The following is a 24,441-nucleotide window of genomic DNA, read 5'->3' as shown; positions in this document are numbered from 1 at the left end:
CGGGAGCTGACGTGATGTAGGGGCGAGGGCCCGGACGGCGTACGGTGCCGACCGGGCCCTCGTTCCGCGCTCAAGGACTTCTCAGGCGGCCCCTGCGCCGTGCCGCCTCACTGCGCATCAACCATCTCCCCAGGAGAAACCGAATTCCCGTGAAGACCATCGAAGAGCTCATCGAAGCCGGTGTCGAAGGCAAGCGCGTCTTCGTGCGCGCCGACCTGAACGTGCCGCTGGACGGCGACACGATCACCGACGACGGCCGGATCCGCGCCGTCGCGCCGACCATCGCCAAGCTGGCCGCGGCCGGTGCGAAGGTCGTCGTCGCCTCGCACCTCGGCCGCCCCAAGGGCGCGCCGGACCCGCAGTTCTCGCTCGCCCCGGCCGCCAAGCGCCTCGGCGAGATCCTCGGCAAGGACGTCGCCTTCGCCACCGACACCGTCGGTGACAGCGCCGAGGCCGTCGTGGCCGCGCTGGGCGACGGCGAGGTCGCGCTGCTGGAGAACCTGCGCTTCAACGCCGGCGAGACCAGCAAGGACGACGCCGAGCGCAAGGCCTTCGCCGAGCAGCTGGCCGCGCTCGCGGACCTGTACGTGGGCGACGGCTTCGGCGCCGTGCACCGCAGGCACGCGTCGGTCTACGACCTGCCGGCCCTGCTGCCGCACGCCGCCGGCGACCTGATCGCCACCGAGGTCGGCGTGCTGAAGAAGCTCACCGAGGACGTCGCCCGTCCGTACGTGGTGGTGCTCGGCGGTGCCAAGGTCTCCGACAAGCTCGGTGTGATCGACAACCTGCTGAAGAAGGCCGACCGGATCCTGATCGGCGGCGGCATGGCGTACACCTTCCTCAAGGCCAAGGGCCACGAGGTCGGCATCTCGCTGCTGCAGGAGGACCAGATCCCGACCGTCCTCGGCTACCTGGCCGAGGCCGAGCAGCGCGGCGTCGAGTTCGTGCTGCCGAAGGACGTCCTGGTCTCCGCCGACTTCCCGGACCTCAAGACCAAGGCCCCGGCGAACCCCTCGACCGTCGCCTCGGACGCCATCCCGGCCGACCAGGAGGGCCTGGACATCGGCCCCGAGACCCGCGAGCTGTACGCGGCCAAGCTGGCCGACGCGGGCACGGTGTTCTGGAACGGCCCGATGGGCGTCTTCGAGCACCCGGACTACGCGAACGGCACCAAGGCCGTCGCGCAGGCCCTGATCGACAGCGACGCGTTCACCGTGGTCGGCGGCGGCGACTCCGCCGCGGCCGTCCGCATCCTGGGCTTCGACGAGACGAAGTTCGGGCACATCTCGACCGGCGGCGGTGCCAGCCTGGAGTACCTGGAGGGCAAGACCCTCCCCGGCCTCGCCGCTCTGGAGGACTGAAAACACATGACCGACCGTCTCCCGCTGATGGCGGGCAACTGGAAGATGAACCTCAACCACCTCGAGGCCATCCAGCACACCCAGAAGCTGGCCTTCGCGCTGGCCGACAAGGACTACGAGGCCGTCGAGGTCGCCGTCCTCGTGCCGTTCACCGACCTGCGCTCGGTGCAGACCCTGGTCTTCGGCGACAAGCTGAAGATCAAGTACGGCGCGCAGGACATCTCGCAGCACGACGGCGGGGCCTACACCGGTGAGGTCTCCGGGCCGATGCTGGCCAAGCTCCAGTGCACCTACGCGGTGATCGGGCACTCCGAGCGCCGCCAGTACCACGGCGAGAACGAGGAGATCGTCAACGCCAAGGTGAAGGCCGCGTACCGCGCCGGGGTCACCCCGATCCTGTGCGTCGGCGAGCCGCTGGAGATCCGTAAGGCCGGCACCCACGTCGAGTACACCCTGGCCCAGCTGGACGGCGCCCTGGCCGACGTCCCGGCCGACCAGGCCGAGTCGATCGTGGTCGCCTACGAGCCGGTCTGGGCGATCGGCACCGGCGAGGTGGCCACCCCGGAGGACGCGCAGGAGGTCTGCGCCGCCATCCGCGGGCGGATCGCCGAGCTGTACGACGCCGAGCTGGCCGGCAAGGTCCGGGTGCTGTACGGCGGCTCGGTGAAGTCGTCGAGCGCGGCCGGCCTGATGGCCAAGCCCGACATCGACGGCGGCCTGGTCGGCGGTGCCTCGCTGGACGCCGACGAGTTCGTCAAGATCGTGCGCTACCGTGAGCAGGCAGTAGGCTAACGCCGCCGCAGCAACGTAGGCTTTGGGGCCGGACCGCCGTACGCGGCCCGGCCCCTTCGCCGAAGATACGAGAGAGTTGGTCCCGTCGTGGTTCTCGGGTTCTCGATTGCCCTGATCATCTTCAGTCTGCTGATGATCCTGCTGGTGCTGCTGCACAAGGGGAAGGGCGGCGGCCTGTCCGACATGTTCGGCGGTGGCGCGATGTCCACCGGCGGCGGTTCGGCGGTGGCCGAGCGCAACCTGGACCGCATCACCATCGTCGTGGGCGTGGGATGGTTCGCGTCCATCATCGTGCTGGGCCTGCTGATGAAGACCTCGGTCTGACGTATTCCTGACGCCCCGTCGCCCGAGCGCCTATCCTGGAACGGTCGGGTGCGGAGGCGATGGTGGCGGAGGCTTAACTCCTGCTTACACTAGGACGACTTTCGCCACCGACGCGCACCGCGGCGGGTCGGCGCACCAGTACGCAGGGAGTCAGACCGTGGCAAGTGGCAATGCCATCCGTGGCAGCAGGGTCGGGGCCGGCCCGATGGGCGAGGCGGAACGCGGCGAGTCCGCCCCGCGCAACCGGATCTCCTTCTGGTGCGCGAACAAGCACGAGACCCGTCCCAGCTTCGCGGCCGAAGCGGCGATCCCGGAGACGTGGGACTGCCCGCGCTGCGGCTTCCCGGCCGGTCAGGACCAGCACAACCCGCCGGCGCCCTCGCGCAACGAGCCGTACAAGACCCACCTCGCCTACGTCCGCGAGCGGCGCACCGACGCCGACGGCGAGGCGATCCTGGCCGAGGCGCTGGCGAAGCTCCGCGGCGAGATCTGAGCACCTGCCGAACGGTCCGGGCACGACAGCACCAAGGGCGCCACCGTCCAACGACGGTGGCGCCCTTCGGCGTTGCCGGTACCGGTCAGGCCGAGGCCGGCGGGTAGAGCTGCGGCGGGATCCGCTCCGCGGCGGCGCGGTCCAGCAGCCACAGGGTGCGGCTGCGGCCGTACGCGCCGGAGGCGGGCGCCTGGAGCTCGCCGGGGCCGGACAGGGCCAGCGCGACCGCGCCCGCCTTGTCCTCGCCGGCGGCCAGCAGCCAGACCTCGCGGGCGGTGCGGATCGCCGGGAGGGTGAGCGAGATCCGGGTCGGCGGGGGCTTGGGGGCCCCGCGCACGCCGATCACGGTCAGCTCGGTCTCCCGCACGCCCGGGTGCTCGGGGAAGAGCGAGGCGACGTGGGTGTCCGGGCCGACGCCGAGCAGCAGCACGTCGAAGGCCGGGACGCCGAGCCGGTCGGCCGGGCCGGCCGCCTTCGCCAGCTCCTCGGCGTAGCGGGCGGCGGCGGCCTCCACGTCCGAGCCGTCCGCCCCGTCCGAGGCGGGCATCTCGTGTACCCGCGCCGGGTCGAGCGGGACGGCGTCCAGCAGCTCGGCGCGGGCCTGGACGGCGTTGCGGTCCGGGTCGGCGGCGGGCAGGAAGCGCTCGTCGCCCCACCAGAGGTCCAGCCGGGCCCAGTCGACCGCGTCGCGCGCCGGGGAGGCGGCGATCGCGGCCAGCAGGGCGTTGCCGTTGCGACCGCCGGTGAGCACCACCGAGGCGCTGCCGCGGGCGGCCTGGGCGTCCACGATCCGGGTGATCAGCCGGGCCGCGGCCGCCTGGGCCATCAGCTCCTTGTCCCGGTGGACGACCAGCTGCGGGGTCGCGTTGGTCATGCGCCTTCCTTGCTGCCGCGCTTGCCGGCGGCCTTCCGGGCGGGCTTCTTGTCCGTCGCCTCGACGGTGACCCGGTCCGGGTTGGCCACGGCTGCCTCGGCGGCCCGCTCGACGGCGTCCTCGGCCTCCTCGGAGACCTCCCGGGCGACCTTCTCGGCCGCCTCGGTCTCCGCGTTGGCCGGCTCGTCCAGCCGGTCGACGGGCGTGCGCACGGCCGTCGCGTAGATGTCGTCCGGGTCCAGCCGGCGCAGCTCCTCGGCGATCAGCTCCGAGGTCTCGCGCCGCTTGAGCGCCACCTGGCGGTCCGGCGAGCCGGGCATGGAGAGCGTGCCCAGCAGGCCGTCCGGGCGGTCCAGGGTGATGTCCCCGTCCTTGGTGCGCAGGTGCACCGCGGTGATGCCCGGGCCGTTGGAGACGACGCGCTCGACCGGCACGCGCAGCCGGTTGTTCAGCCACAGGCCGAGCAGCTCGACGCTGGGGTTGTAGGACTCGCCCTCGACCACCGCGGAGACGATGGTGGACGGCCGCTGGTCCAGCGCGGCGGCCAGCATCGAGCGCCAGCCGGTGATCCGCGTCCAGGCCAGGTCGGTGTCGCCCGGGGTGTAGCTCTGGGCGCGCTGGGCGAGCTGGCCGACCGGGGACTCGGCGGTGACGGCGTCGGTGATCCGGCGCTGGGCGATCGAGCCCAGCGGGTCCTGTGCCGGGTGCAGCGGCGCGTTGTCCGGCCACCAGACGACGGTCGGGGCGTCCGGCAGCAGCAGCGGCAGGACCACCGACTGGGCGTGCGCGGCGAGTTCGCCGTGCATCCGCAGGACGACCGTCTCGCCGGAGCCGGCGTCCGAGCCGACCAGGATCTCGGCGTCCAGCCGGGTCTCGGCGCGGGCCCGGGGCGAGCGCCCGGCGCGCTTGATCACCGCGAGGGTGCGCATCGGGTGCTCGCGGGAGGCGTCGTTGGCGGCCTTGAGGGCGTCGTAGGCGCTGCCCTCGTCGGTCACGATCACCAGGGTGAGCACCATGCCGGCGGCGCCGGAACCGCGGGCCCGGCGCGCCTCCATCAGCGCGGCGTTGATCTTGCTGGACGTCGTGTTGGTGAGGTCGATCTTCATGGCCGGCGCCAGCTCCTGCCGTCTCGTGCGAGCATCTCGTCCGCCTCGACGGGGCCCCAGGTCCCCGCCGCGTACTGGGCGGGCTTGCCGTGGGCGTCCCAGTACTTCTCGATCGGGTCGAGGATCTGCCAGGAGAGCTCGACCTCCTGGTGACGCGGGAACAGGTTGGCGTCGCCGAGCAGCACGTCGAGGATGAGCCGCTCGTACGCCTCCGGGCTGGACTCGGTGAAGGACTCGCCGTAGGCGAAGTCCATCGTGACGTCCCGGACCTCGAAGGAGGTGCCCGGCACCTTGGAGCCGAACCGCACCGTCACGCCCTCGTCCGGCTGCACCCGGATGACCAGGGCGTTCTGCCCCAGCTCCTCGGTCGCGTAGGAGTCGAACGGCAGGTACGGGGCGCGCTGGAAGACGACCGCGATCTCGGTGACCCGGCGGCCCAGGCGCTTGCCGGTGCGCAGGTAGAACGGGACGCCCGCCCAGCGGCGGTTGTTGATCTCCAGCTTGATGGCCGCGTAGGTGTCGGTCTTGGACTCCGGGTTGATCCCGTCCTCGTCCAGGTAGCCGACGACCTCCTCGCCGCCCTGCCAACCGGAGGCGTACTGGCCGCGCACGGTGTGCCGGCCGAGGTCGGCCGGGAGCTTGACGGCGCTGAGCACCTTGAGCTTCTCGGCCACCAGCGCCTTGGGGTGGAAGGACGCCGGCTCCTCGATGGCGGTGAGCGCCATCAGCTGGAGCAGGTGGTTCTGGATCACGTCACGGGCGGAGCCGATGCCGTCGTAGTAGCCGGCCCGGCCGCCGATGCCGATGTCCTCGGCCATGGTGATCTGCACGTGGTCGACGTACGACCGGTTCCAGATCGGCTCGAACATCTGGTTGGCGAAGCGCAGCGCCAGGATGTTCTGGACCGTCTCCTTGCCCAGGTAGTGGTCGATCCGGAAGACCTCGTCCCGGGGGAAGACCTCGTGGACGACCTTGTTGAGCTCCTGCGCGCTCTCCAGGTCGTGCCCGAAGGGCTTCTCGATGACCGCGCGGCGCCAGGAGCCTTGCGGAGGGTCGGCCAGGCCGTGCTTCTTGAGCTGCTGGACGACGGTCGGGAAGAACTTCGGCGGGACGGACAGGTAGAAGGCGAAGTTGCCGCCGGTGCCCTGGGCCTTGTCCAGGTCCTCGATGGTCTCGCGCAGCTTGTCGAAGGCCTCGTCGTCGTCGAAGGTCCCGTGGACGAAGCGCATGCCCTTGGCGAGCTGCTGCCAGACCTCCTCCCGGAACGGGGTGCGGGCGTGGTCCCGGACGGCGTCGTGGACCTCCTTGGCGAAGTCCTCGTCGTCCCACTCGCGGCGGGCGAAGCCGACGAGGGAGAAGCCCGGCGGAAGCAGACCGCGGTTGGCCAGGTCGTAGATGGCCGGCATCAGCTTCTTGCGGGACAGGTCGCCGGTGACCCCGAAGATGACCAGACCGGACGGCCCCGCGATGCGCGGGAGCCGTCGGTCCGAGGGGTCACGAAGCGGGTTGACGGGGGAGGGCGGGAGGTCGTCCGCGTCCGATTCCGAAGTCAACTCGGGGAAATCAGTGCTCACTTGATGGGCTCCGCTTTCGTGCGCTGGCTGTGAGCAGGGGTCACTTCTCGGCGGCGAAGGAGGCCAGCGAGGCGGTGACGGTGTCGAGCAGCTCGTTCCAGGACTGCTCGAACTTCTCGACGCCCTCGTCCTCCAGGACCTGGACGACGTCGTCGTAGTCCACGCCGGCGGCGGCGATCGCGTCCAGCACGGCCTTGGCGTCGGCGTAGTTGGGGACGATGGTGTTGCCGGTGACCACGCCGTGGTCGCCGGTGGCGTCGAGGGTGGCCTCGGGCATGGTGTTGACGGTGCCGGGGGCGACCAGCTCGGTGACGTACAGGGTGTCCGGCAGGGCCGGGTCCTTGACGCCGGTCGAGGCCCACAGCGGGCGCTGCGGCTTGGCGCCGGCGGCCTCCAGGGCGAGCCAGCGGGCGCTGCCGGCGGTCTTGCCGTCGACGCTGCCGAAGACCTCCTCGTACGCCTGGTAGGCGAGGCGGGCGTTGGCCAGCGCGGCCTTGGAGCGCAGGTTCCTGGCGTCGCCGCCGATCTTGTCCAGGCGCTTGTCGATCTCGGTGTCCACGCGGGAGACGAAGAAGGAGGCGACCGACTCGATCTGGGAGAGGTCCAGGCCCTTGGCCTTGGCGGCCTCCAGGCCGGTCAGGTAGGCGTCGATGACGGCCTTGTAGCGCTCCAGCGAGAAGATCAGCGTGACGTTGACGCTGATGCCCCGGCCGATGACCTCGCTGATCGCGGGCAGTCCGCCCATGGTGGCGGGGATCTTGATGAAGACGTTCGGGCGGTCGACCAGCCACCACAGCTGCTTGGCCTCGGCCACGGTGGTGGCGGTCTCGTGCGCCAGGCGCGGGTCGACCTCGATGGAGACGCGGCCGTCGCGGCCGTTGGAGGCGTCGTAGACCGGGCGCAGCACGTCGGCCGCGTCGCGCACGTCGGAGGTGGTGATCATGCGGATCGCCTCCTCGGTGGTGACCTTGCGGACGGCGAGGTCGCGCAGCTGGCCGTCGTAGGAGTCGTCGCCGGCGCCGGCGATCGCCTTCTGGAAGATGGTCGGGTTGGTGGTCACGCCCACCACGTGCTTGTTCTGCACCAGTTCGGCCAGGTTGCCGGAGTTCAGCCGCTTGCGGCTGAGGTCGTCCAGCCAGATCGCAACGCCTTCGTCGCTGAGGCGCTTCAGTGCGTCAGTCATGGTGCTTCAGTCCCTTGTTCTTCGTGCTTCGTGGGGTGGTCGGAGGGGGCCGCGTGCCCGCGTGCGGGCGGACACGCGGCCCGGTGCCGCTAGCGGCTGACGGCCTCGAGGGAGCGCAGGGCGTTGTGGGCCTCGGCCACCACGCGCTCGGCGGTGATGCCGAACTCCTCGAAGAGCACCTTGTAGTCGGCGGAGGCACCGAAGTGCTCCAGCGAGACGATCCGGCCGTGGTCGCCGACCAGCTCGCGCCAGCCCTGGGCGATGCCGGCCTCGACCGACACCCGGGCCTTGACCGACGGCGGCAGCACGCTGTCGCGGTAGGCCTGGTCCTGCTCCTGGAACCACTCGAAGGACGGCAGCGACACCACGCGGGTGGCGATGCCCTCGGCCTCCAGCACCTCGCGGGCCTTGACGGCCAGCTGGACCTCGGAGCCGGTGCCGAGCAGGATCACCTGCGGGTCGCCGGTGGAGGCCTCGGCCAGGACGTAGCCGCCCTTCGCGGTGCCCTCGGCGGAGCCGAAGACCTCGCGGTCGAAGGTCGGGACGCCCTGGCGGGTCAGGGCCAGGCCGACCGGGCCGGGGTGGCTGGTGTGACGCTCGACGATGGTGCGCCAGGCGACGGCGGTCTCGTTGGCGTCGGCCGGGCGGACCATGGCCAGGCCCGGGATGGCGCGCAGCGATGCCAGGTGCTCGACCGGCTGGTGGGTCGGGCCGTCCTCGCCGAGGCCGATCGAGTCGTGCGTCCAGACGTAGGTGACCGGCAGCTTCATCAGCGCGGCCAGGCGGACGGCGGGGCGCATGTAGTCGGCGAAGACCAGGAAGGTGCCGCCGTAGACGCGGGTCCTGCCGTGCAGGGCGATGCCGTTCATGGTCGAGCCCATGGCGTGCTCGCGGATGCCGAAGTGGATCGTCCGGCCGTACGGGCCGGCCGACTTCAGCGGGTTGCCGTCGGGGAGGAAGGAGCTGTCCTCGTCGATGGTGGTGAGGTTGGACTCGGCGAGGTCGGCCGAGCCGCCCCACAGCTCCGGGATCACCGCGCCGATCGCCTTGAGGGTGTCGCCGGAGGCCTTGCGGGTGGCGACGTCCTTGCCGGCCGGGAAGGAGGGGACGGCCTTCTTCCAGCCCTCGGGCAGCTCGCCGGCCTCGATGCGGTCGAACTCGGCGGCGCGGTGCGGGTTGGCGGCGCGCCAGGCGTCGAAGCCCTGCTGCCACTGGTCGCGGGCGGCCTTGCCGCGCTTGATGACCAGGCGGGCGTGCTCGATGACCTGGTCGCTGACCTCGAAGGTCTTCTCCGGGTCGAAGCCCAGGACCTTCTTGGTGGCGGCGATCTCGGCGGCGCCGAGCGCGGAGCCGTGCGCCTTGGCGGTGTTCTGGGCGTCCGGGGCCGGCCAGGCGATGATGGTGCGCATCGCGATCATGGACGGGCGGGAGGTCTCGGCCTTGGCCGCGGCCAGCGCCTCGGCGAGGGCGGCCACGTCGATGTCGCCGTTGGACTTCGGGACGACCCGCTGGACGTGCCAGCCGTACGCCTCGTAGCGCTTGAGGACGTCCTCGGAGAAGGCGGTCTCGGTGTCGCCCTCGATCGAGATGTGGTTGTCGTCGTAGAGGGCGACCAGGTTGCCCAGCTTCTGGTGGCCGGCCAGCGACGAGGCCTCGGCGGAGATGCCCTCCTCCAGGTCGCCGTCGGAGACGATGGCCCAGACGGTGTGGTCGAAGGGCGACTCGCCGGCCGGGGCGTCCGGGTCGAACAGGCCGCGCTCGTAGCGGGCGGCCATCGCCATGCCGACCGCGTTGGCGATGCCCTGGCCGAGCGGACCGGTGGTGGTCTCCACGCCGGCGGTGTGGCCGTGCTCGGGGTGACCGGGGGTGCGGCTGCCGGCGACGCGGAAGGCCTTGAGGTCGTCCAGCTCCAGGCCGTAGCCGGAGAGGTAGAGCTGGGTGTAGAGGGTCAGGCTGGTGTGCCCGGGGGAGAGGACGAAGCGGTCGCGCCCGACCCAGGACGGGTCGGTCGGGTCGTGGCGCAGGAACCGCTGGAAGATCAGGTACGCGGCCGGGGCCAGCGACATGGCCGTCCCGGGGTGGCCGTTTCCGACCTTCTGGACGGCGTCCATGGCCAGGACGCGCGCGGTGTCAACCGTGCGCTCGTCCAGATCGGTCCACTCGAATGCGTTCGTCGGCGCAGTGCTCACCCTGTCTCAGGGCTCCTTCCGTATTGAAGAGTGACCCCGTGAATGGGGACCGGGTCGGCCACGGCGCTGTGGTCCCGACGCTGGGTGGTGCCGGTCACGGAGGGTAGATCCCGCTTCTGCGTGCGAGCCTACCGTCCGGGCCGTGGCTCACCCTCCGTGCTGGGACAACCGGCAATTCCGCATGCAGATTCCCACTGGGACGGTCCGCGTTGATTTGTCCCAGGCTCTCCCGATTCTCCACCCCGCGCCGCTCCGGTGGTCAGGACGGGGTAGAGCGTCCCGCCGGAGGCTCCGCAGGCCCCGGCCGGGCGGTTCACCCGGGGGTGTGCGTTCCGCCTCGCCGGGGGACCCCGGAGCCGGATGCGATATATGGAGCGTCTATGGTGTCGTGGTACGCGCAGAGCGGACGATTCGGGACCCTTCGTTCCTGTGGACGCCTGCGAGGATTCATCTTCAGTTGGGGTGTTAGTGACCGCCGTCGAAACCCGTCCCGCCGGGGTCACCGGGGCGACTCCTGCGCACCGGCCCTTCGGGGCCCGTGTCGGCGCGTTCGTCGCACTGACCAAGCCGCGCATCATCGAGCTGCTGCTGATGAGCACCGTGCCGGTGATGTTCCTGGCTCAGCAGGGCGTGCCGAACATGCTGCTGGTGCTGAAGGTCGTCGTCGGCGGCTACCTCTCGGCGGGCGGCGCCAACGCCCTCAACATGTACATCGACCGGGACATCGACGCGGTGATGTCGCGCACCGAGCGGCGGCCGATCGTCACCGGGATGGTGTCGCCGCGCGAGGCGCTGGTGTTCGGCGTCGTGCTGGCGGTCGTCTCGACCCTGCTGCTGGGCTACGGGGTCAACTGGCTGTCCGCCTGGCTGGCGCTGGGCGCGCTGCTGTTCTACGTGTTCGTCTACACGCTGGGGCTCAAGCGGCGCACCTCGCAGAACATCGTCTGGGGCGGCATCGCCGGCTGCATGCCGGTGCTGGTCGGCTGGTCCTCGGTGACCGACTCGGTGTCCTGGGCCGCGGTGGTGCTGTTCCTGGTGGTGTTCTTCTGGACGCCGCCGCACACCTGGGTGCTGTCGATGAAGGTCCGTGACGACTACGAGCGGGCCGGTGTGCCGATGCTGCCGGTCGTCAAGGGCAACGTGGCCGTCGGCAAGCAGGTCGTCGCCTACTCCTGGGTGATGGTGGCGGTCTCGCTGGCGCTCTGGCCGCTGGGTCACATGAGCTGGCTGTACCCGGTCGCCGCGGTGCTGCTGGGCGGGGCCTGGCTGCGCGAGGCGCACGCGCTGTACGGGCGGGCCAAGGCCGGGATCGTGGGCGCGAAGCTCAAGGAGATGCGGCTGTTCCACTGGTCGATCACCTACCTGTCGCTGCTGATGGTGGTCTGCGCGATCGACCCGTTCGTGAAGTAGGTCTCCGCAGGAGAAGAGCCCCGGTCCGTGCGGACCGGGGCTCTTCCCGTTTCAGCGGGCGGGCAGTCCGGAGGGGCCGACGTGGTCGTCCAGCCAGTCCCGCAGCGGCCGGGAGGCGTGCAGGAAGCCGGTGATCCGGGTGTAGGCGGCGCGGGTGCCCAGCCACTTCGCCGGCTCCCACTCCTGCCAGGCCACCAGGCCCTTGTGGCGCAGCAGCGCGATCCGGGGGTGGTCCTTGGGGTAGCCGCGCGGGGCCGACTTGAGGGAGTCCCGGCCGACCACCCGCGGGCCCTCCCGCTCCACCCGGGCGATCACCCGCTCCAGTTCGGCGCCGGTGACGTCCTCGGCGACGGCGGCCCGGTAGCGCTCCAGCTGGTCGGGGGCGAGCTGGTACAGGCCGTTGCCGCAGGCCAGGCCGTCGGCGGAGAGCTGGATGTAGCCGCCGCTCTCCAGGTGCGCGCCGATGTGCGTCTTGTACGGGGACTTGTCGGCGCTGAAGCGGACGTCGCGGTTCGGGCGGAAGACCTTCCCCGGTCCGAACTCGGGCTCCAGCTCGGCGAGCAGCCGCTCCATCGGGGCCCGTACGGAGGCCTCGTACCGGTCCTTGTGGGCCTGCCAGAAGGTCCTGGAGTTGTCGGCTTCGAGCTGCTCGTAGAAGTCGAGCGCCTCGGCGGGCCAGCCTGTGAACGTCACCTCTCCAGTATGTGGCCCGGTGCACAGGGTGCTCTCGTCGCCAGGGCGCCTACCGGTGGGTAGCATGCGGGGCATGAGCAGCGCAGAGACCTCCACCGCCGCGTCGGACGCCCGTACCGAGCGCCGCGCCAAGCGCATCGCCAAGAACCTGACCAGCTTCGCCCGGCAGCACGGGGGCGGCGCCGACGCGGTCGTCGAGTACGTCGGCGCCGTGGCCACCCGGATCGTCGTGGTGGGCGCGGACGGCGCCTGGGGCGACCAGGTGGCCCCCAGCTACGCCGTCGGCCGCCGGGCCGCGGAGCTGGCCGGGCTGACCCTGCACGACGACTTCGAGGGCGAGCTGGGCCTCAAGGTGAAGACCGGCGAGTACGAGTGGAAGCGGATGGCCGGCATCCAGATCGGCGGCTGAGGCCTCGCGACCACGACGACGGCCCGGCTCCTCCAGGTGGGGGAGCCGGGCCGTCGTGTCGCCGGGGTCAGACCGAGGCGGTCTGCGGGACCTGGGCGGGCAGCTGGTCGGCGGTTTCCTCGGCCGGGCGGGTGCGCAGGGCGAGGGGGATGCGGAGGGCGGCGATCCAGGTCAGGGTGGCGAGGAACATGTGCAGGCCGACCATGAGCTCGGGGGCGTCGGTGAAGTACTGGACGAAGCCGAGTACGCCCTGGAGTAGGAGGATCGCGAGCAGTTCCTTGGCGCGAGCGCGGGCCGGCTGCGGGGCCTTGACGGCCGCGAAGACGAAGATCACCGCGATGGCCAGGCCGACCGAGACGAAGGCCAGGTCGGCGTGGGCCTGCGCCAGGCGGTCGTAGTCGATCGGGATGCGCGGGACGATCTTGTTGTCCCGGGGGGTGCCCGGGTGGTGGCCGGCGCCGGTCACCAGGGTGCCGGCGGCGACCAGCAGGCCGATGACGGTGACCAGGACGTACGAGAGCTGGTGGATCGGGCGGGCCACCGAGAGCTTCGGCGGGCCGTCCCCTTCCTTCGCCCGCTCCCACATCAGCAGCGCGACCCAGACCAGGGCCATCGCGGCGATCATGTGCAGGGCCACGGTGTACGGGTTGAGGCCGGTCAGCACGGTGATGCCGCCGAGCACGGCGTTGCTCATCACCAGCCAGAACTGTGCCCAGCCGAGCTTGGTCATGCTGTGCCGCCAGGGCCGGTGGCAGCGGGCGGCGAGGATCGCCCAGCCGACCGCGGCGCTCAGCACGTAGGTGAGCATCCGGTTGGTGAACTCGACCACGCCGTAGTAGCCCATCTCGGGCGTCGGGATCAGGCTTTCCGGCGTGCAGCGCGGCCACGTCGAACAGCCGAGGCCGGAGGCGGTGAGCCGGACGGCGCCGCCGGTGACGACGATCACCACGCTCATCACCAGCGCGGCGAACGTGGCGCGGCGGACCATCGCGGCGGAGGGCTGCCAGCGCTCGGCGAGCCAGGAGAAGGGGTTAGGCACGGGGTCAATCGTAGGCGGCCTTACAGGCGATCTTGGGGCGGGGCGCGGCGCCGAGGGGCGTCGGGCGGGCGGACCGCAAAGCGGACTGTTCGGGCAAGGCGGTCATTGGTCTTGACCAATCACCCGTTTGGCCGAAAGAGTGCGGATTGGTCCATACCTTTTTTCGGGCCTCTCCCACTCCTCCCGCACGTAAGCGGAGATCCTGCACATGCGCATATCCACTTCCGCCGCCGCGCTCGCCGTCGGTGGCTCCCTCGCACTGGCCGGCCTCATCGCGCCGGCCGCCCAGGCCGTCGGCGCCGACCAGGAGTGCCGCAGCCTCGGGGTCGCCAACCTCTACGGCGAGTTCATCGAGGGCGACGACACCCACACCCCCGACGCCGAGGGTGCGGTCGCGGTCGGCGGCAACGCCGACTTCACCGGCGGCTTCTCGGTCGGCCAGGAGCTCACCGCGGCCCAGGTCGACGCGCTGCCCGGGAAGAACGCCCTGGTCGTGGCCGGCAAGATCACCGGCCACAACACCCAGGTGATGAAGGGCAACGGCGTCTTCGGCTCCAAGGCCGACGGCGCGGTGGTCCAGGCCCACCAGGGCAAGGTCGGCCAGGGCCCCTCGCCGATCGACTTCAAGGCCGAGTTCGCCAAGCTGCGCGCCGCCGCGGCCTCGCTGGCCGCCGTGCCGCAGACCGCCGGCGCCACCGTCCAGGCCGAGGGCGCCAAGCTGACCCTCACCGGCGGGGACACGAAGTACAACAGCTTCACCGTCGAGGCGGCGAAGCTGCAGGGCGCCAAGGACGTCTTCCTCAAGGTGCCGGCCGGCTCGGTGACGGTGGTCAACGTGACCGGCGGCTCGTACGACATGGCGGCGGCCGGGACCACCGGCTTCCACCTGTGGGACGAGGGCAGGAAGGCCTTCGTGCTGGACGACAAGCTGCAGAGCGCCGCGGGCGGGGCGGTCCGGGCCAAGCTGCTCTGGAACTTCCCGACCGCCACCAAGGTGGTCAAGAACAGCCAGGCCGCCTGGGCGGGCACCGTGCTCGCGCCGAACGCCGCCTTCGACCTCGGCAGCGGCGGGCCGGTCAACGGCTCGGTGATCGCCGCCTCGCTGACCGGCAAGGGCGGTGCGGAGACGCACCACTACCCCTTCACCGGCTGCCTGCCGGGCACCACCGTCCCGACGCCGTCCGGCACGCCGACGGTGCCGCCGACCGTACCGCCCACCGGGCCGACCGGCTCGCCGTCGGGCACGCCGAGCGCGTCGGCCTCGCCGAGCGGTTCGGTGAGCCCCTCGGGCAGCCCGTCCGTTCCGGCGACCGGCAAGCCCGGCGCCAGCGGCTCGGCCAGCCCGTCCGCCGGTGCCTCGACGGCCGCTCCGGCGGCCCCGGGCGGCCCGTCCGCCTCGCCGGACGCGGGCGGCAACCTGGCGCACACCGGCTCCGGTCCGGTGCTGCCGCTGGCGATCGGCGGTGCCGTGGTGCTCGCGGCCGGCGGCGCGATCGTGGTGGCCGCCCGGCGCCGGGCGGCGAAGAGGGCCTGAACCCGCTGAACCGGCGGTGACGACCCGGAAGGGGCGGGCCGCCGGAAAGGCCGGAAAGGCCGGGAATGCCCGGATGTTCGTCGGCTGACCGAATCGGCGCCCCTGGTGATTGAACCCGATCACCAGGGGCGCCGTTCTGTCTTGAAGGTGACGAAGTTCATTCACGTTTGCCGAATCCGCGTTCTGCGAGGTGACGGCTGTGATGGGCTGGTCATGCACATCGGAAAGACGGACGGACCGTCGATATCCGGTCGTGCGGCGGGGTGTGGCGGGGTGCGGGAGTGCCGGTAGAGTCCCCCGGACAGTCGTAGCGGGCCACCGCGAACCACTCAACACGCCTGCTGCACAGGACCGTTCGGAGGGGAAAAAGGTAATGGCACGACAGCAGCGGCACTTCGCGATCGGTGCGACGGCACTCGCCGGCACGGCTGCGGCCGGTTTTCTACTGCCCCTGGCACTGGCCACCAACGCCTCGGCGCACGTGCCGAGTTGGACGGTGACCTGCGACAAGATCGTGATCGATCTGATCAACTACAGCCCCAAGGCCGACGTGAAGAACACCGTCAGCCTCACCATCGACGGCGAGAAGGTCCTGGACGCCAAGGCCTTCCCCGCGGAGTTCCACGGCTCCTTCCCGGTGAAGGACCACAACGGCCCGATCAAGGCGAACCTGGTGGTCACCACCACGGAGAACCCGAACGAGAAGGGCTGGAACATCAACGAGACCAAGACCATCGAGCCGTGCCACACGCCGACTCCGACCCCGACCCCGACCAAGACCCCGACGCCCACCCCCACGCCCACCCCCACCAAGACGCCGACGCCGACCCCGACGCCGACCGTGACCCCGTCCACCCCGCCGGTCACGCCACCGGCCACCCCGACCCCGTCGGCCACGCCCACCCCGAGCAAGTCCCCGACCCCGTCGCCCACCAGCAGCGCCCCGGCGCTCGCCCAGACCGGTAGCAGCGACGCGACCCCGATGATCGCGGCGGCCGGCGGCGGCGTGCTGCTGGTCGGCGGCGCGCTCGTGCTGCTCGCCCGCAAGCGCCGCGGCGGCAGCGCGAGCTGACGCTCCGCGAGCCGACAACCGCGACGCCCCCCGGCCACCTGTGGCCGGGGGGCGTCGTGCGTCGAGCCGCCGGTCACTCCCAGCGGAAGAAGCGGGCGGCCGCGGCCAGGCCGAGCACCGACCAGCCGGCCAGGATGCCGAGGTCCGCCCACGGCACCCCGGCGCCGTCCTGGAGCACCGACCGCAGGCCGTCCGAGAGCGCCGAGATCGGCAGCAGCTCCAGCACCGACCGGACGGCCGAGGGGAACCTGCTCAGCGGCACGATCACCCCGCCGGCGAGCAGCAGCAGGATGAACACCAGGTTGGCCCCGGCCAGGGTGGCCTCGGCCTTCAGGGTGCCGGCCATCAGCAGGCCGAGCCCGGAGAAGGCGGCGGTGCCGAGGACCAGCAGCGCGGCGACCGTCAGCGGGTCGCCGTGCGGGGACCAGCCGAGGGCCAGTGCGATCACCGACAGCAGCGCCACCTGCAGCGCCTCCGTCACCAGGACGCAGCCGGTCTTGGCGGTCAGCAGCGCCCAGCGCGGCAGCGGGCTGGCGCCGAGCCGCTTCAGCACGCCGTAGCGGCGCTCGAAGCCGGTGGCGATCGCCTGGCCGGTGAAGGCGGTGGACATCACGGCCAGCGCGAGCAGTCCGGGGGCCAGGAAGTCGACCCGCTTGCCGGGGCCCTCGACCGCGACGATGTCCACGGCGGAGAACAGCACCAGCAGCACGGTCGGGATGACCACGGTGAGCAGCAGCTGCTCACCGTTGCGCAGCAGCATCCGGGTCTCGAACGCGGTCTGGGCGAGCAGCATCCGGCCGACGGGCGCGGCGCCCGGCCGGGGGGAGTAGTCCGTACGTGTCACGAGCGCAGCTCCCGTCCGGTGAGGTCGAGGAAGACGTCCTCCAGGCTGCGGCGCTGGACGGACAGCCGTTCGGGCAGGACGCCGGAGGCCGCGCACCAGCCGGTGACGGTGGCCACCAGCCTGGGGTCGACGGGCGCCTCGACGCGGTAGCTGCCGGGCGCGGTCTCGACGGCGGTGGCGCCCTCGGGCAGTTCCTTGAGCAGCGGGCCGAGGTCGAGGCCGGGCGGGCCGTCGAAGCGCAGCGCGCCCTCGGCGCCGTCGCGGCACAGCTCCTCGACGGTGCCGTCGGCGATCACCCGGCCGCGGTCGACGACGGCGACCCGGTCGGCGAGCTGCTCGGCCTCATCCATGTGGTGGGTGGTGACGACCACGGTGACGCCGTCCCGGCGCAGGTCGCGCACCAGGTCCCAGGTGGCCCGGCGGGCCTGCGGGTCGAGGCCCGCGGTGGGCTCGTCCAGGAAGACCAGCTCGGGGCGGCCGACCACGGCCATCGCCAGGGCGAGCCGCTGCTGCTGGCCGCCGGACAGCCGCCGGTACGTGGTGCGGCCGCAGGAGCCGAGGCCGAGGCGTTCGACCAGGGCGTCCACGTCCAGCGGCTGGGCGTGCAGCCGGGCGGTGTGCCGCAGCATCTCGACGGCGCGCGCGCCCGCGTACACGCCGCCGGACTGCAGCATGACGCCGATCCGGGGCCGCAGCGCGGCGTTCTGGGCGACCGGGTCGAGACCGAGGACGCGGACGGTGCCGGCGTCGGGGCGGCGGTAGCCCTCGCAGGTCTCGATGGTGGTGGTCTTGCCGGCGCCGTTGGGGCCGAGGACGGCGGTGATCGCGCCGGCCGGGATGGTGAGGTCGAGGCCGTCCACCGCGACCTTGTCGCCGTAGCGTTTGACCAGCCCGGCGATCTGGACCGCGGGTTCGGAGTGCATACCGGCGAGTGTAAGAGGGCCCGACAGGACCGCCGGACGGCGGCCTGGATGATCGTTTCCCCAGTTCAGGTAAGGCTTACCTGCGTGATCGATGCCACCGATGAGGCATGGGTCACGGCTTGTCCCCGCGGAAGGAATTACGCAACACTGGTGTTGTGAAAAACATGCGCGAGCATGCCCAGCAGCAGGAGGTCGAGTCGGCCTCCTCCTGCGACGTGCCCGTGACGGCGGCCGAGGTGCTGCTGGACGGCCACCGGGCCACCCGGGACCGGGTCGCCCGGTCGATCCTGGACCACGGCCCGTCCTCCGCGGCCGACCTGGCGAGCCGGCTCGGCCTCACCGCCGCGGCCGTCCGCCGCCACCTCGACGGGCTCGCCGCCACCGGCCTGGTCGAGTCCCGCGACCAGCGGGTCTACGGCAGCCGCGGCCGGGGCCGTCCGGCCAAGGTCTTCGCGCTCACCGACGCCGGCCGGGACGCCTTCTACCAGGCGTACGACCAGCTCGCCGCCGACGCGCTGCGCTGGATCGCGGACTCGGTGGGCGGCGGCAAGGCGGGGGAGGAGGCGGTCGCCGCCTTCGCCCGCGCCCGGTTCGGCAAGCAGGCCGAGAAGTACCTGGAGGCCCTGCGCCTGGCCGCCGCCGGCGAGCGCACCGAGGCGCTCGCGCAGGCGCTGAGCGCGGACGGGTACGCTGCCACGGTGCGGCGTGTCCCGTCGGCCGCGGCCAAGGCCCCGGCGGGCGCCCAGCTCTGCCAGCACCACTGCCCGGTCGCGCACATCGCCGAGCAGTTCCCCCAGCTCTGCGAGGCGGAGACCGAGGTCTTCTCCCAGCTCCTGGGCACCCATGTGCAACGGCTGGCCACGATCGCCCACGGCGACGGGGTCTGCACCACCTATGTGCCGGCACCCGGTGCCGCATCGTCGTCCGCCCGGCTGCCTTCGGGCCGCGGCTCCGATGCGGTGCCGACTGCCAGCACGTCGGAAAATTCCGCGTCCACCGAAGATTCTGCGTCCGCGCGTTAGGAAGCTCGCATGACTGACACCGTTTCGCACCCCGAGCTCGAGGGCCTGGGCAATTACGAGTACGGCTGGGCCGACCCGGACACCGCCGGTGCGGCGGCCAAGCGCGGGCTCAGCGAGGAGGTCGTCCGCGACATCTCCGCGAAGAAGAACGAGTCCGAGTGGATGCTCAACCTGCGTCTCAAGGGCCTGAAGCTGTTCGGCAAGAAGCCCATGCCGACCTGGGGCTCGGACCTCACCGGCATCGACTTCGACAACATCAAGTACTTCGTCCGCTCCACCGAGAAGCAGGCCGAGTCCTGGGAGGACCTGCCGGCGGACATCAAGGCGACGTACGACAAGCTCGGCATCCCGGAGGCGGAGAAGCAGCGCCTGGTCGCCGGCGTCGCCGCCCAGTACGAGTCCGAGGTCGTCTACCACCAGATCCGCGAGGACCTGGAGGAGCAGGGCGTCATCTTCCTGGACACCGACACCGCGCTGCGCGAGCACCCGGAGCTGTTCAAGGAGTACTTCGGCACCGTGATCCCGGCCGGCGACAACAAGTTCGCCGCGCTGAACACCGCGGTGTGGTCGGGCGGCTCGTTCATCTACGTGCCGAAGGGCGTGCACGTGGACATCCCGCTCCAGGCCTACTTCCGGATCAACACCGAGAACATGGGCCAGTTCGAGCGGACGCTGATCATCGTCGACGAGGACGCCTACGTCCACTACGTCGAGGGCTGCACCGCCCCGATCTACTCCTCCGACTCGCTGCACTCGGCGGTCGTGGAGATCATCGTCAAGAAGGGCGGCCGCTGCCGCTACACGACGATCCAGAACTGGTCGAACAACGTCTACAACCTGGTCACCAAGCGCGCCGTGGCGTACGAGGGCGCGACCATGGAGTGGGTCGACGGCAACATCGGCTCCAAGGTCACCATGAAGTACCCGGCCGTCTACCTGATGGGCGAGCACGCCAAGGGCGAGACCCTGTCGATCGCCTTCGCGGGCGAGGGCCAGCACCAGGACGCCGGCGCCAAGATGGTCCACATGGCGCCGAACACCTCGTCCAACATCGTCTCCAAGTCGGTGGCGCGCGGCGGCGGCCGGACCTCCTACCGCGGTCTGATCGAGATCGGCGAGGGCTCCAAGGGCGCCAAGTCCAACGTGCTCTGCGACGCGCTGCTGGTCGACACGATCTCCCGCTCGGACACCTACCCGTACGTGGACGTCCGCGAGGACGACGTGTCCATGGGCCACGAGGCGACCGTCTCCAAGGTCAGCGAGGACCAGCTGTTCTACCTGATGAGCCGCGGCATGACCGAGTTCGAGGCGATGGCGATGATCGTCCGCGGTTTCGTCGAGCCGATCGCGCGCGAGCTGCCGATGGAGTACGCGCTGGAGCTCAACCGGCTGATCGAGCTGCAGATGGAGGGCGCGGTCGGCTGACGACCGGCCGGACCCCGCCCACCGACTTTCGAGTTTTCGAGGAAGAGAGCACCACGACAGCCATGGCTGACGTTCAGAACACCACCGGGGCGACCACCGCCGGTTCGATCGAGGTCGGCACCGCCGGCGCGGGCGCGCAGCTCGCCGGCCCCGGCACCGGCCGGACCACCGTCCAGCAGCCGATCGACGCCCGCGTCGCGGTCAAGCCGTCCTTCGACGTGAACGACTTCCCGGTGCCCACCGGCCGCGAGGAGGACTGGCGGTTCACCCCGCTGCACCGCCTCGCCGGGCTGCACGACGGCACGGCCGCCGACGGCGAGCGGGGCGAGGACAAGGTCGAGTTCGCGCTGCCGGACGGCGTCACCGCCGAGACCGTCGGCCGGGACGACGCCCGGCTCGGCAAGGCCGGCAAGCCGGTCGACCGGGTCGCCGCGCAGGCGTTCAGCGGCTTCGAGCAGGCGCTCGTGGTGACCGTCCCCAAGGACGCGGTGTTGACCGAGCCGGTCCGGATCGACGTGCGCGCCGAGGGCGGGGTCCGCTTCGCCCACGTGGTGATCGACGTCAAGCCGTTCGCCGAGGCCGTCGTGGTGCTCAACCACGAGGGCACCGGCACCCGGGCCGCCAACGTCGAGCTGCTGGTCGGCGACGGCGCCAAGCTGACCTTCGTCTCGGTGCAGGACTGGGAGCGGGACGCCGTCCACGTCGCCCAGCACAACGCGCTGGTCGGCCGGGACGCCACGTTCAAGTCCGTGGTCGTGACCTTCGGCGGCGACCTGGTCCGCCTGCACCCGCGGGTCAACTACACGGGCCCCGGTGGCGAGGCCGAGCTGTTCGGCCTGTACTTCGCCGACGCGGGCCAGCACCTGGAGCACCGCCTGGTCGTCGACCACGACACCCCGCACTGCCGCTCCAACGTCGCGTACAAGGGCGCCCTTCAGGGCCAGGACGCGCACGCGGTCTGGGTCGGCGACGTGCTGATCCGCGCCGCCGCGCTCGGCACCGACACCTACGAGCTCAACCGCAACCTGGTGCTCACCGACGGCGCCCGGGTCGACTCGATCCCGAACCTGGAGATCGAGACCGGCGAGATCGTCGGCGCCGGCCACGCCTCGGCGACCGGCCGCTTCGACGACGAGCAGCTGTTCTACCTGATGGCCCGCGGCATCCCGGCCGACGAGGCCCGCCGCCTGGTGGTGCGCGGCTTCTTCGCCGAGCTGCTCCAGCAGATCGGCGTGGCCGAGGTCCAGGACCAGCTCATGGAGAAGATCGACGCCGAGCTGGAATCGGCGGTCTGAGCGAGATGACCTTCCTCCGTGCCTGCGCGCTGAGCGACCTCCAGGAGGACGTTCCCAAGCGCGTGGACCTCAACGGCGTGCCGGTCTCCGTCGTCCGCACCGACGAGGGGGTGTTCGCGATCAACGACATCTGCTCGCACGCGAACGTCTCGCTCTCCGAGGGCGAGGTCGAGGACTGCATGATCGAGTGCTGGCTGCACGGCTCCAGCTTCGACCTGCGCACCGGCAAGCCCTCCGGCCTGCCCGCCACCAAGCCGGTCGCTGTCTACCCCGTAAAGATCGAAGGGGACGATGTGCTCGTCTCCGTCAACCAGGAGTCCTGAGTACACATGGCAACCCTTGAAATCCGCGACCTGCACGTCTCCGTGGAGGCCGAGAACGGCCCGCGCGAGATCCTGAAGGGCGTCGACCTGACCGTGAAGCAGGGCGAGACCCACGCCATCATGGGTCCGAACGGCTCCGGCAAGTCCACCCTGGCCTACTCGCTGGCCGGCCACCCGAAGTACACCGTCACCGGCGGCTCGGTGCTGCTGGACGGCGAGGACGTCCTGGAGATGTCCGTCGACGAGCGCGCCAAGGCCGGCGTCTTCCTGGCCATGCAGTACCCGGTCGAGGTCCCGGGCGTCTCGGTCAGCAACTTCCTGCGCACCGCCGCCACCGCCGTCCGCGGCGAGGCCCCCAAGCTGCGGCTGTGGGTCAAGGAGGTCAAGGAGGCGATGGCCGCACTGCAGATGGACCCGGCCTTCGCCGAGCGCAACGTCAACGAGGGCTTCTCCGGCGGTGAGAAGAAGCGCCACGAGATCCTCCAGCTGGAGCTCCTCAAGCCGAAGATCGCGATCCTCGACGAGACCGACTCCGGTCTGGACGTCGACGCGCTGCGGATCGTCTCCGAGGGCATCAACCGGGTCCGCTCGACCGGCGAGGTCGGCACCCTGCTGGTGACCCACTACACCCGCATCCTGCGGTACATCAAGCCCGACCACGTCCACGTCTTCGCGGGCGGCCGCATCGTCGAGTCCGGCGGCGCCGAGCTGGCCGACAAGCTGGAGAACGAGGGCTACGAGGCGTACGTGAAGGGGGGCGCGTCCGAGTGACGCATCCGTTTACGGGTCATAGCGGCCTCCTCGACACCGACGCGATCCGCAAGGACTTCCCGGTCCTCCAGCGGCTGCTGCACGACGAGAAGCCGCTGGTCTACCTGGACAACGCGGCCACCTCGCAGAAGCCGCGCCAGGTGCTGGAGGCCCTGAACGCCTACTACGAGCGGCACAACGCCAACGTCCACCGCGGCGTGCACGTGCTCGCCGAGGAGGCCACGGCGCTGTACGAGGGCGCCCGCGACAAGGTCGCGGCGTTCATCAACGCGCCGAGCCGCAACGAGGTGATCTTCACCAAGAACGCCTCGGAGTCGCTCAACCTCGTCGCCAACATGCTCGGCTGGGCCGACGAGCCGTACCGGGTGGACGCCGACTCCGAGATCGTCATCACGGAGATGGAGCACCACTCCAACATCGTCCCGTGGCAGCTGCTCTCGCAGCGCACCGGTGCGAAGCTCAAGTGGTTCGGGCTGACCGACGAGGGCCGGCTCGACCTGTCGAACATCGACGAGCTGATCACCGAGCGGACCAAGGTGGTCTCCGTCACCCTGGTCTCCAACCTGCTGGGCACGGTCAACCCGGTCGAGACCATCGTCCGCAAGGCCCAGTCGGTCGGCGCGCTGGTCGTCGTCGACGCCTCGCAGGCCGCCCCGCACATGGTGCTGGACGTGCAGGCGCTGGAGGCAGACTTCGTCGCCTTCACCGGCCACAAGATGCTGGCCCCGACCGGCATCGGCGTGCTCTGGGGCCGCCACGAGCTGCTGGAGGACCTCCCGCCGTTCCTCGGCGGCGGCGAGATGATCGAGACCGTCACCATGGGCTCGTCCACCTACGCCCCGGCGCCGCACAAGTTCGAGGCCGGCACCCCGCCGATCGCCCAGGCGGTCGGGCTCGGCGCGGCCGTCGACTACCTCCAGGGCATCGGCATGGAGAAGATCGCGGCGCACGAGCACGCGATCACCGAGTACGCCGTCGAGCGGCTGCTGGAGGTCCCGGACCTGCGGATCATCGGCCCGCGCACGGCCGTGGACCGCGGTGCCGCGATCTCCTTCACCCTCGGCGACATCCACCCGCACGACGTGGGCCAGGTGCTGGACGAGCAGGGCATCGCCGTGCGCGTCGGCCACCACTGCGCGCGGCCGGTCTGCCTGCGGTACGGAATTCCGGCGACCACGCGGGCGTCGTTCTATCTGTACTCGACGCCGGGCGAGGTCGACGCGCTGATCGACGGCCTGCACCACGTCCGGAACTTCTTCGGCTGACGGGACGGGGCAGGACGACCATGAAGCTCGACTCGATGTACCAGGACATCATCCTGGACCACTACCGCAACCCGCACGGCAAGGGGCTGCGGGACGGCGACGCCGAGGTGCACCACGTCAACCCGACGTGCGGCGACGAGATCACCCTGCGGGTGAAGCTCGACGGCGCCACCGTCACCGACGTCTCGTACGAGTCGCAGGGCTGTTCGATCAGCCAGGCGAGCGCCTCGGTGCTCAACGACCTGGTGGTCGGCAAGACCGTGGGCGAGGCGCAGGCGGTCCAGGAGGCGTTCCTGGAGCTGATGCAGAGCAAGGGCCAGGGCGAGGGCGACGAGGAGGTGCTGGAGGACGCGGTCGCGTTCGCCGGCGTCTCCAAGTACCCGGCCCGGGTCAAGTGCGCCCTGCTCAGCTGGATGGCCTGGAAGGACGCCACCGCCCAGGCGCTCGCCCAGAACCCCGCCGTGAACGACTGACCACGCAGAGGAGGACAAGACCATGAGTGACGAGAGCACCACCACCG

The 24,441-nt window shown here is 71.1% G+C and carries 24 protein-coding genes; 15 read left to right on the top strand and 9 right to left on the bottom strand.

The features are described from left to right. The first annotated feature begins 149 nt into the window (after positions 1–149). From ACIQI7_RS19555 to ACIQI7_RS19540, 4 genes are all read left to right on the top strand, one after another. Positions 150–1,361: a phosphoglycerate kinase gene (locus ACIQI7_RS19555; protein ID WP_401111400.1), complete on the top strand. Its 1,212-nt coding sequence runs from the start codon at positions 150–152 to the stop codon at positions 1,359–1,361. Positions 1,362–1,367: 6 nt separating this feature from the next. Continuing rightward, a complete protein-coding gene (tpiA, locus tag ACIQI7_RS19550) occupies positions 1,368–2,153 on the top strand; it encodes a triose-phosphate isomerase (protein ID WP_387757999.1) in 786 nt (261 codons plus the stop codon). An 87-nt stretch (positions 2,154–2,240) separates the two neighbouring features. Next, positions 2,241–2,477 carry a preprotein translocase subunit SecG gene (secG, locus tag ACIQI7_RS19545; RefSeq protein WP_359817184.1) on the top strand — a complete coding sequence of 79 codons (237 nt, stop codon included), beginning with the start codon at positions 2,241–2,243 and terminating at the stop codon, positions 2,475–2,477. Between the two features lie 205 nt (positions 2,478–2,682). After that, a complete protein-coding gene (locus tag ACIQI7_RS19540; protein WP_223245297.1) occupies positions 2,683–2,970 on the top strand; it encodes an RNA polymerase-binding protein RbpA in 288 nt (95 codons plus the stop codon). An 85-nt stretch (positions 2,971–3,055) separates the two neighbouring features. On the opposite strand, the gene pgl is transcribed toward ACIQI7_RS19540, so the two are convergent. The 5 genes from pgl to tkt form a co-directional block, all read right to left on the bottom strand. Beyond that, on the bottom strand, positions 3,056–3,844 hold the full coding sequence (gene pgl, locus ACIQI7_RS19535; protein ID WP_401111396.1) for a 6-phosphogluconolactonase: 789 nt from the start codon (positions 3,842–3,844) through the stop codon (positions 3,056–3,058). Continuing rightward, positions 3,841–4,950 (bottom strand): glucose-6-phosphate dehydrogenase assembly protein OpcA, encoded by a 1,110-nt coding sequence (opcA, locus tag ACIQI7_RS19530; protein ID WP_401111393.1) that lies wholly within the window; start codon positions 4,948–4,950, stop codon positions 3,841–3,843. Before opcA ends, pgl begins: the two co-directional genes overlap by 4 nt. Further along, a complete protein-coding gene (zwf, locus tag ACIQI7_RS19525; RefSeq protein WP_401111731.1) occupies positions 4,947–6,503 on the bottom strand; it encodes a glucose-6-phosphate dehydrogenase in 1,557 nt (518 codons plus the stop codon). Before zwf ends, opcA begins: the two co-directional genes overlap by 4 nt. 61 nt (positions 6,504–6,564) lie before the next feature. After that, on the bottom strand, positions 6,565–7,707 hold the full coding sequence (tal, locus tag ACIQI7_RS19520; RefSeq protein WP_401111391.1) for a transaldolase: 1,143 nt from the start codon (positions 7,705–7,707) through the stop codon (positions 6,565–6,567). An 89-nt stretch (positions 7,708–7,796) separates the two neighbouring features. Beyond that, the gene (tkt, locus tag ACIQI7_RS19515; protein WP_401111389.1) at positions 7,797–9,896 is read right to left on the bottom strand and encodes a transketolase; all 2,100 of its coding nucleotides are present in this window, start codon (positions 9,894–9,896) and stop codon (positions 7,797–7,799) included. Between the two features lie 462 nt (positions 9,897–10,358). Between tkt and ACIQI7_RS19510 the strand changes: the two genes are divergently transcribed. After that, positions 10,359–11,306: a heme o synthase gene (locus ACIQI7_RS19510; RefSeq protein WP_387758009.1), complete on the top strand. Its 948-nt coding sequence runs from the start codon at positions 10,359–10,361 to the stop codon at positions 11,304–11,306. 51 nt (positions 11,307–11,357) lie between these two features. Here ACIQI7_RS19510 and ACIQI7_RS19505 read toward each other — a convergent pair whose 3' ends face one another. Beyond that, positions 11,358–11,999, bottom strand: coding sequence for a DUF2461 domain-containing protein (locus ACIQI7_RS19505; RefSeq protein ID WP_401111387.1), 642 nt, complete (start codon positions 11,997–11,999; stop codon positions 11,358–11,360). A gap of 73 nt (positions 12,000–12,072) precedes the next feature. Here ACIQI7_RS19505 and ACIQI7_RS19500 point away from each other — a divergent pair, with 73 nt between their 5' ends. Continuing rightward, the gene (locus tag ACIQI7_RS19500) at positions 12,073–12,408 is read left to right on the top strand and encodes a hypothetical protein (protein ID WP_401111385.1); all 336 of its coding nucleotides are present in this window, start codon (positions 12,073–12,075) and stop codon (positions 12,406–12,408) included. A gap of 67 nt (positions 12,409–12,475) precedes the next feature. Here the strand turns inward: ACIQI7_RS19500 and ACIQI7_RS19495 are convergent, their stop codons facing one another. Then, the gene (locus ACIQI7_RS19495; RefSeq protein ID WP_401111728.1) at positions 12,476–13,396 is read right to left on the bottom strand and encodes a heme A synthase; all 921 of its coding nucleotides are present in this window, start codon (positions 13,394–13,396) and stop codon (positions 12,476–12,478) included. Between the two features lie 259 nt (positions 13,397–13,655). Between ACIQI7_RS19495 and ACIQI7_RS19490 the strand changes: the two genes are divergently transcribed. After that, on the top strand, positions 13,656–14,981 hold the full coding sequence (locus tag ACIQI7_RS19490; protein ID WP_401111382.1) for a choice-of-anchor A family protein: 1,326 nt from the start codon (positions 13,656–13,658) through the stop codon (positions 14,979–14,981). Positions 14,982–15,354: 373 nt separating this feature from the next. Further along, positions 15,355–16,053 carry an LAETG motif-containing sortase-dependent surface protein gene (locus ACIQI7_RS19485; RefSeq protein ID WP_401111379.1) on the top strand — a complete coding sequence of 233 codons (699 nt, stop codon included), beginning with the start codon at positions 15,355–15,357 and terminating at the stop codon, positions 16,051–16,053. 73 nt (positions 16,054–16,126) lie between these two features. On the opposite strand, the gene ACIQI7_RS19480 is transcribed toward ACIQI7_RS19485, so the two are convergent. Continuing rightward, on the bottom strand, positions 16,127–16,846 hold the full coding sequence (locus ACIQI7_RS19480; RefSeq protein WP_401111725.1) for an ABC transporter permease: 720 nt from the start codon (positions 16,844–16,846) through the stop codon (positions 16,127–16,129). 47 nt (positions 16,847–16,893) lie between these two features. Then, complete coding sequence (locus ACIQI7_RS19475) at positions 16,894–17,820, bottom strand: ABC transporter ATP-binding protein (protein ID WP_401111376.1); 927 nt, start codon at positions 17,818–17,820, stop codon at positions 16,894–16,896. Positions 17,821–17,984: 164 nt separating this feature from the next. Between ACIQI7_RS19475 and ACIQI7_RS19470 the strand changes: the two genes are divergently transcribed. The 7 genes from ACIQI7_RS19470 (at position 17,985) to sufU (ending at position 24,394) form a co-directional block, all read left to right on the top strand. Then, a complete protein-coding gene (locus tag ACIQI7_RS19470) occupies positions 17,985–18,842 on the top strand; it encodes a helix-turn-helix transcriptional regulator (RefSeq protein WP_401111373.1) in 858 nt (285 codons plus the stop codon). Between the two features lie 9 nt (positions 18,843–18,851). After that, positions 18,852–20,267, top strand: a complete 1,416-nt coding sequence (sufB, locus tag ACIQI7_RS19465; protein WP_387758023.1) for a Fe-S cluster assembly protein SufB — start codon at positions 18,852–18,854, stop codon at positions 20,265–20,267. 62 nt (positions 20,268–20,329) lie between these two features. Then, positions 20,330–21,562, top strand: a complete 1,233-nt coding sequence (gene sufD / locus ACIQI7_RS19460) for a Fe-S cluster assembly protein SufD (protein ID WP_401111369.1) — start codon at positions 20,330–20,332, stop codon at positions 21,560–21,562. Between the two features lie 5 nt (positions 21,563–21,567). Continuing rightward, complete coding sequence (locus ACIQI7_RS19455) at positions 21,568–21,885, top strand: bifunctional 3-phenylpropionate/cinnamic acid dioxygenase ferredoxin subunit (RefSeq protein ID WP_153463212.1); 318 nt, start codon at positions 21,568–21,570, stop codon at positions 21,883–21,885. 6 nt (positions 21,886–21,891) lie between these two features. Next, positions 21,892–22,656: a Fe-S cluster assembly ATPase SufC gene (sufC, locus tag ACIQI7_RS19450; RefSeq protein WP_380455919.1), complete on the top strand. Its 765-nt coding sequence runs from the start codon at positions 21,892–21,894 to the stop codon at positions 22,654–22,656. Further along, on the top strand, positions 22,653–23,921 hold the full coding sequence (locus ACIQI7_RS19445) for a cysteine desulfurase (RefSeq protein WP_387758027.1): 1,269 nt from the start codon (positions 22,653–22,655) through the stop codon (positions 23,919–23,921). Before sufC ends, ACIQI7_RS19445 begins: the two co-directional genes overlap by 4 nt. Positions 23,922–23,941: 20 nt before the next feature. Further along, positions 23,942–24,394, top strand: a complete 453-nt coding sequence (gene sufU, locus ACIQI7_RS19440; RefSeq protein WP_380548922.1) for a Fe-S cluster assembly sulfur transfer protein SufU — start codon at positions 23,942–23,944, stop codon at positions 24,392–24,394. Positions 24,395–24,441: the final 47 nt, after the last annotated feature.

The sequence above is a fragment of the Kitasatospora sp. NPDC092039 genome, from assembly GCF_044756065.1.
Lineage (GTDB): Bacteria > Actinomycetota > Actinomycetes > Streptomycetales > Streptomycetaceae > Kitasatospora.
The sequence above is the reverse complement of the archived record's forward strand: the minus strand, read 5'-3'. Positions and strand labels throughout refer to the sequence as shown.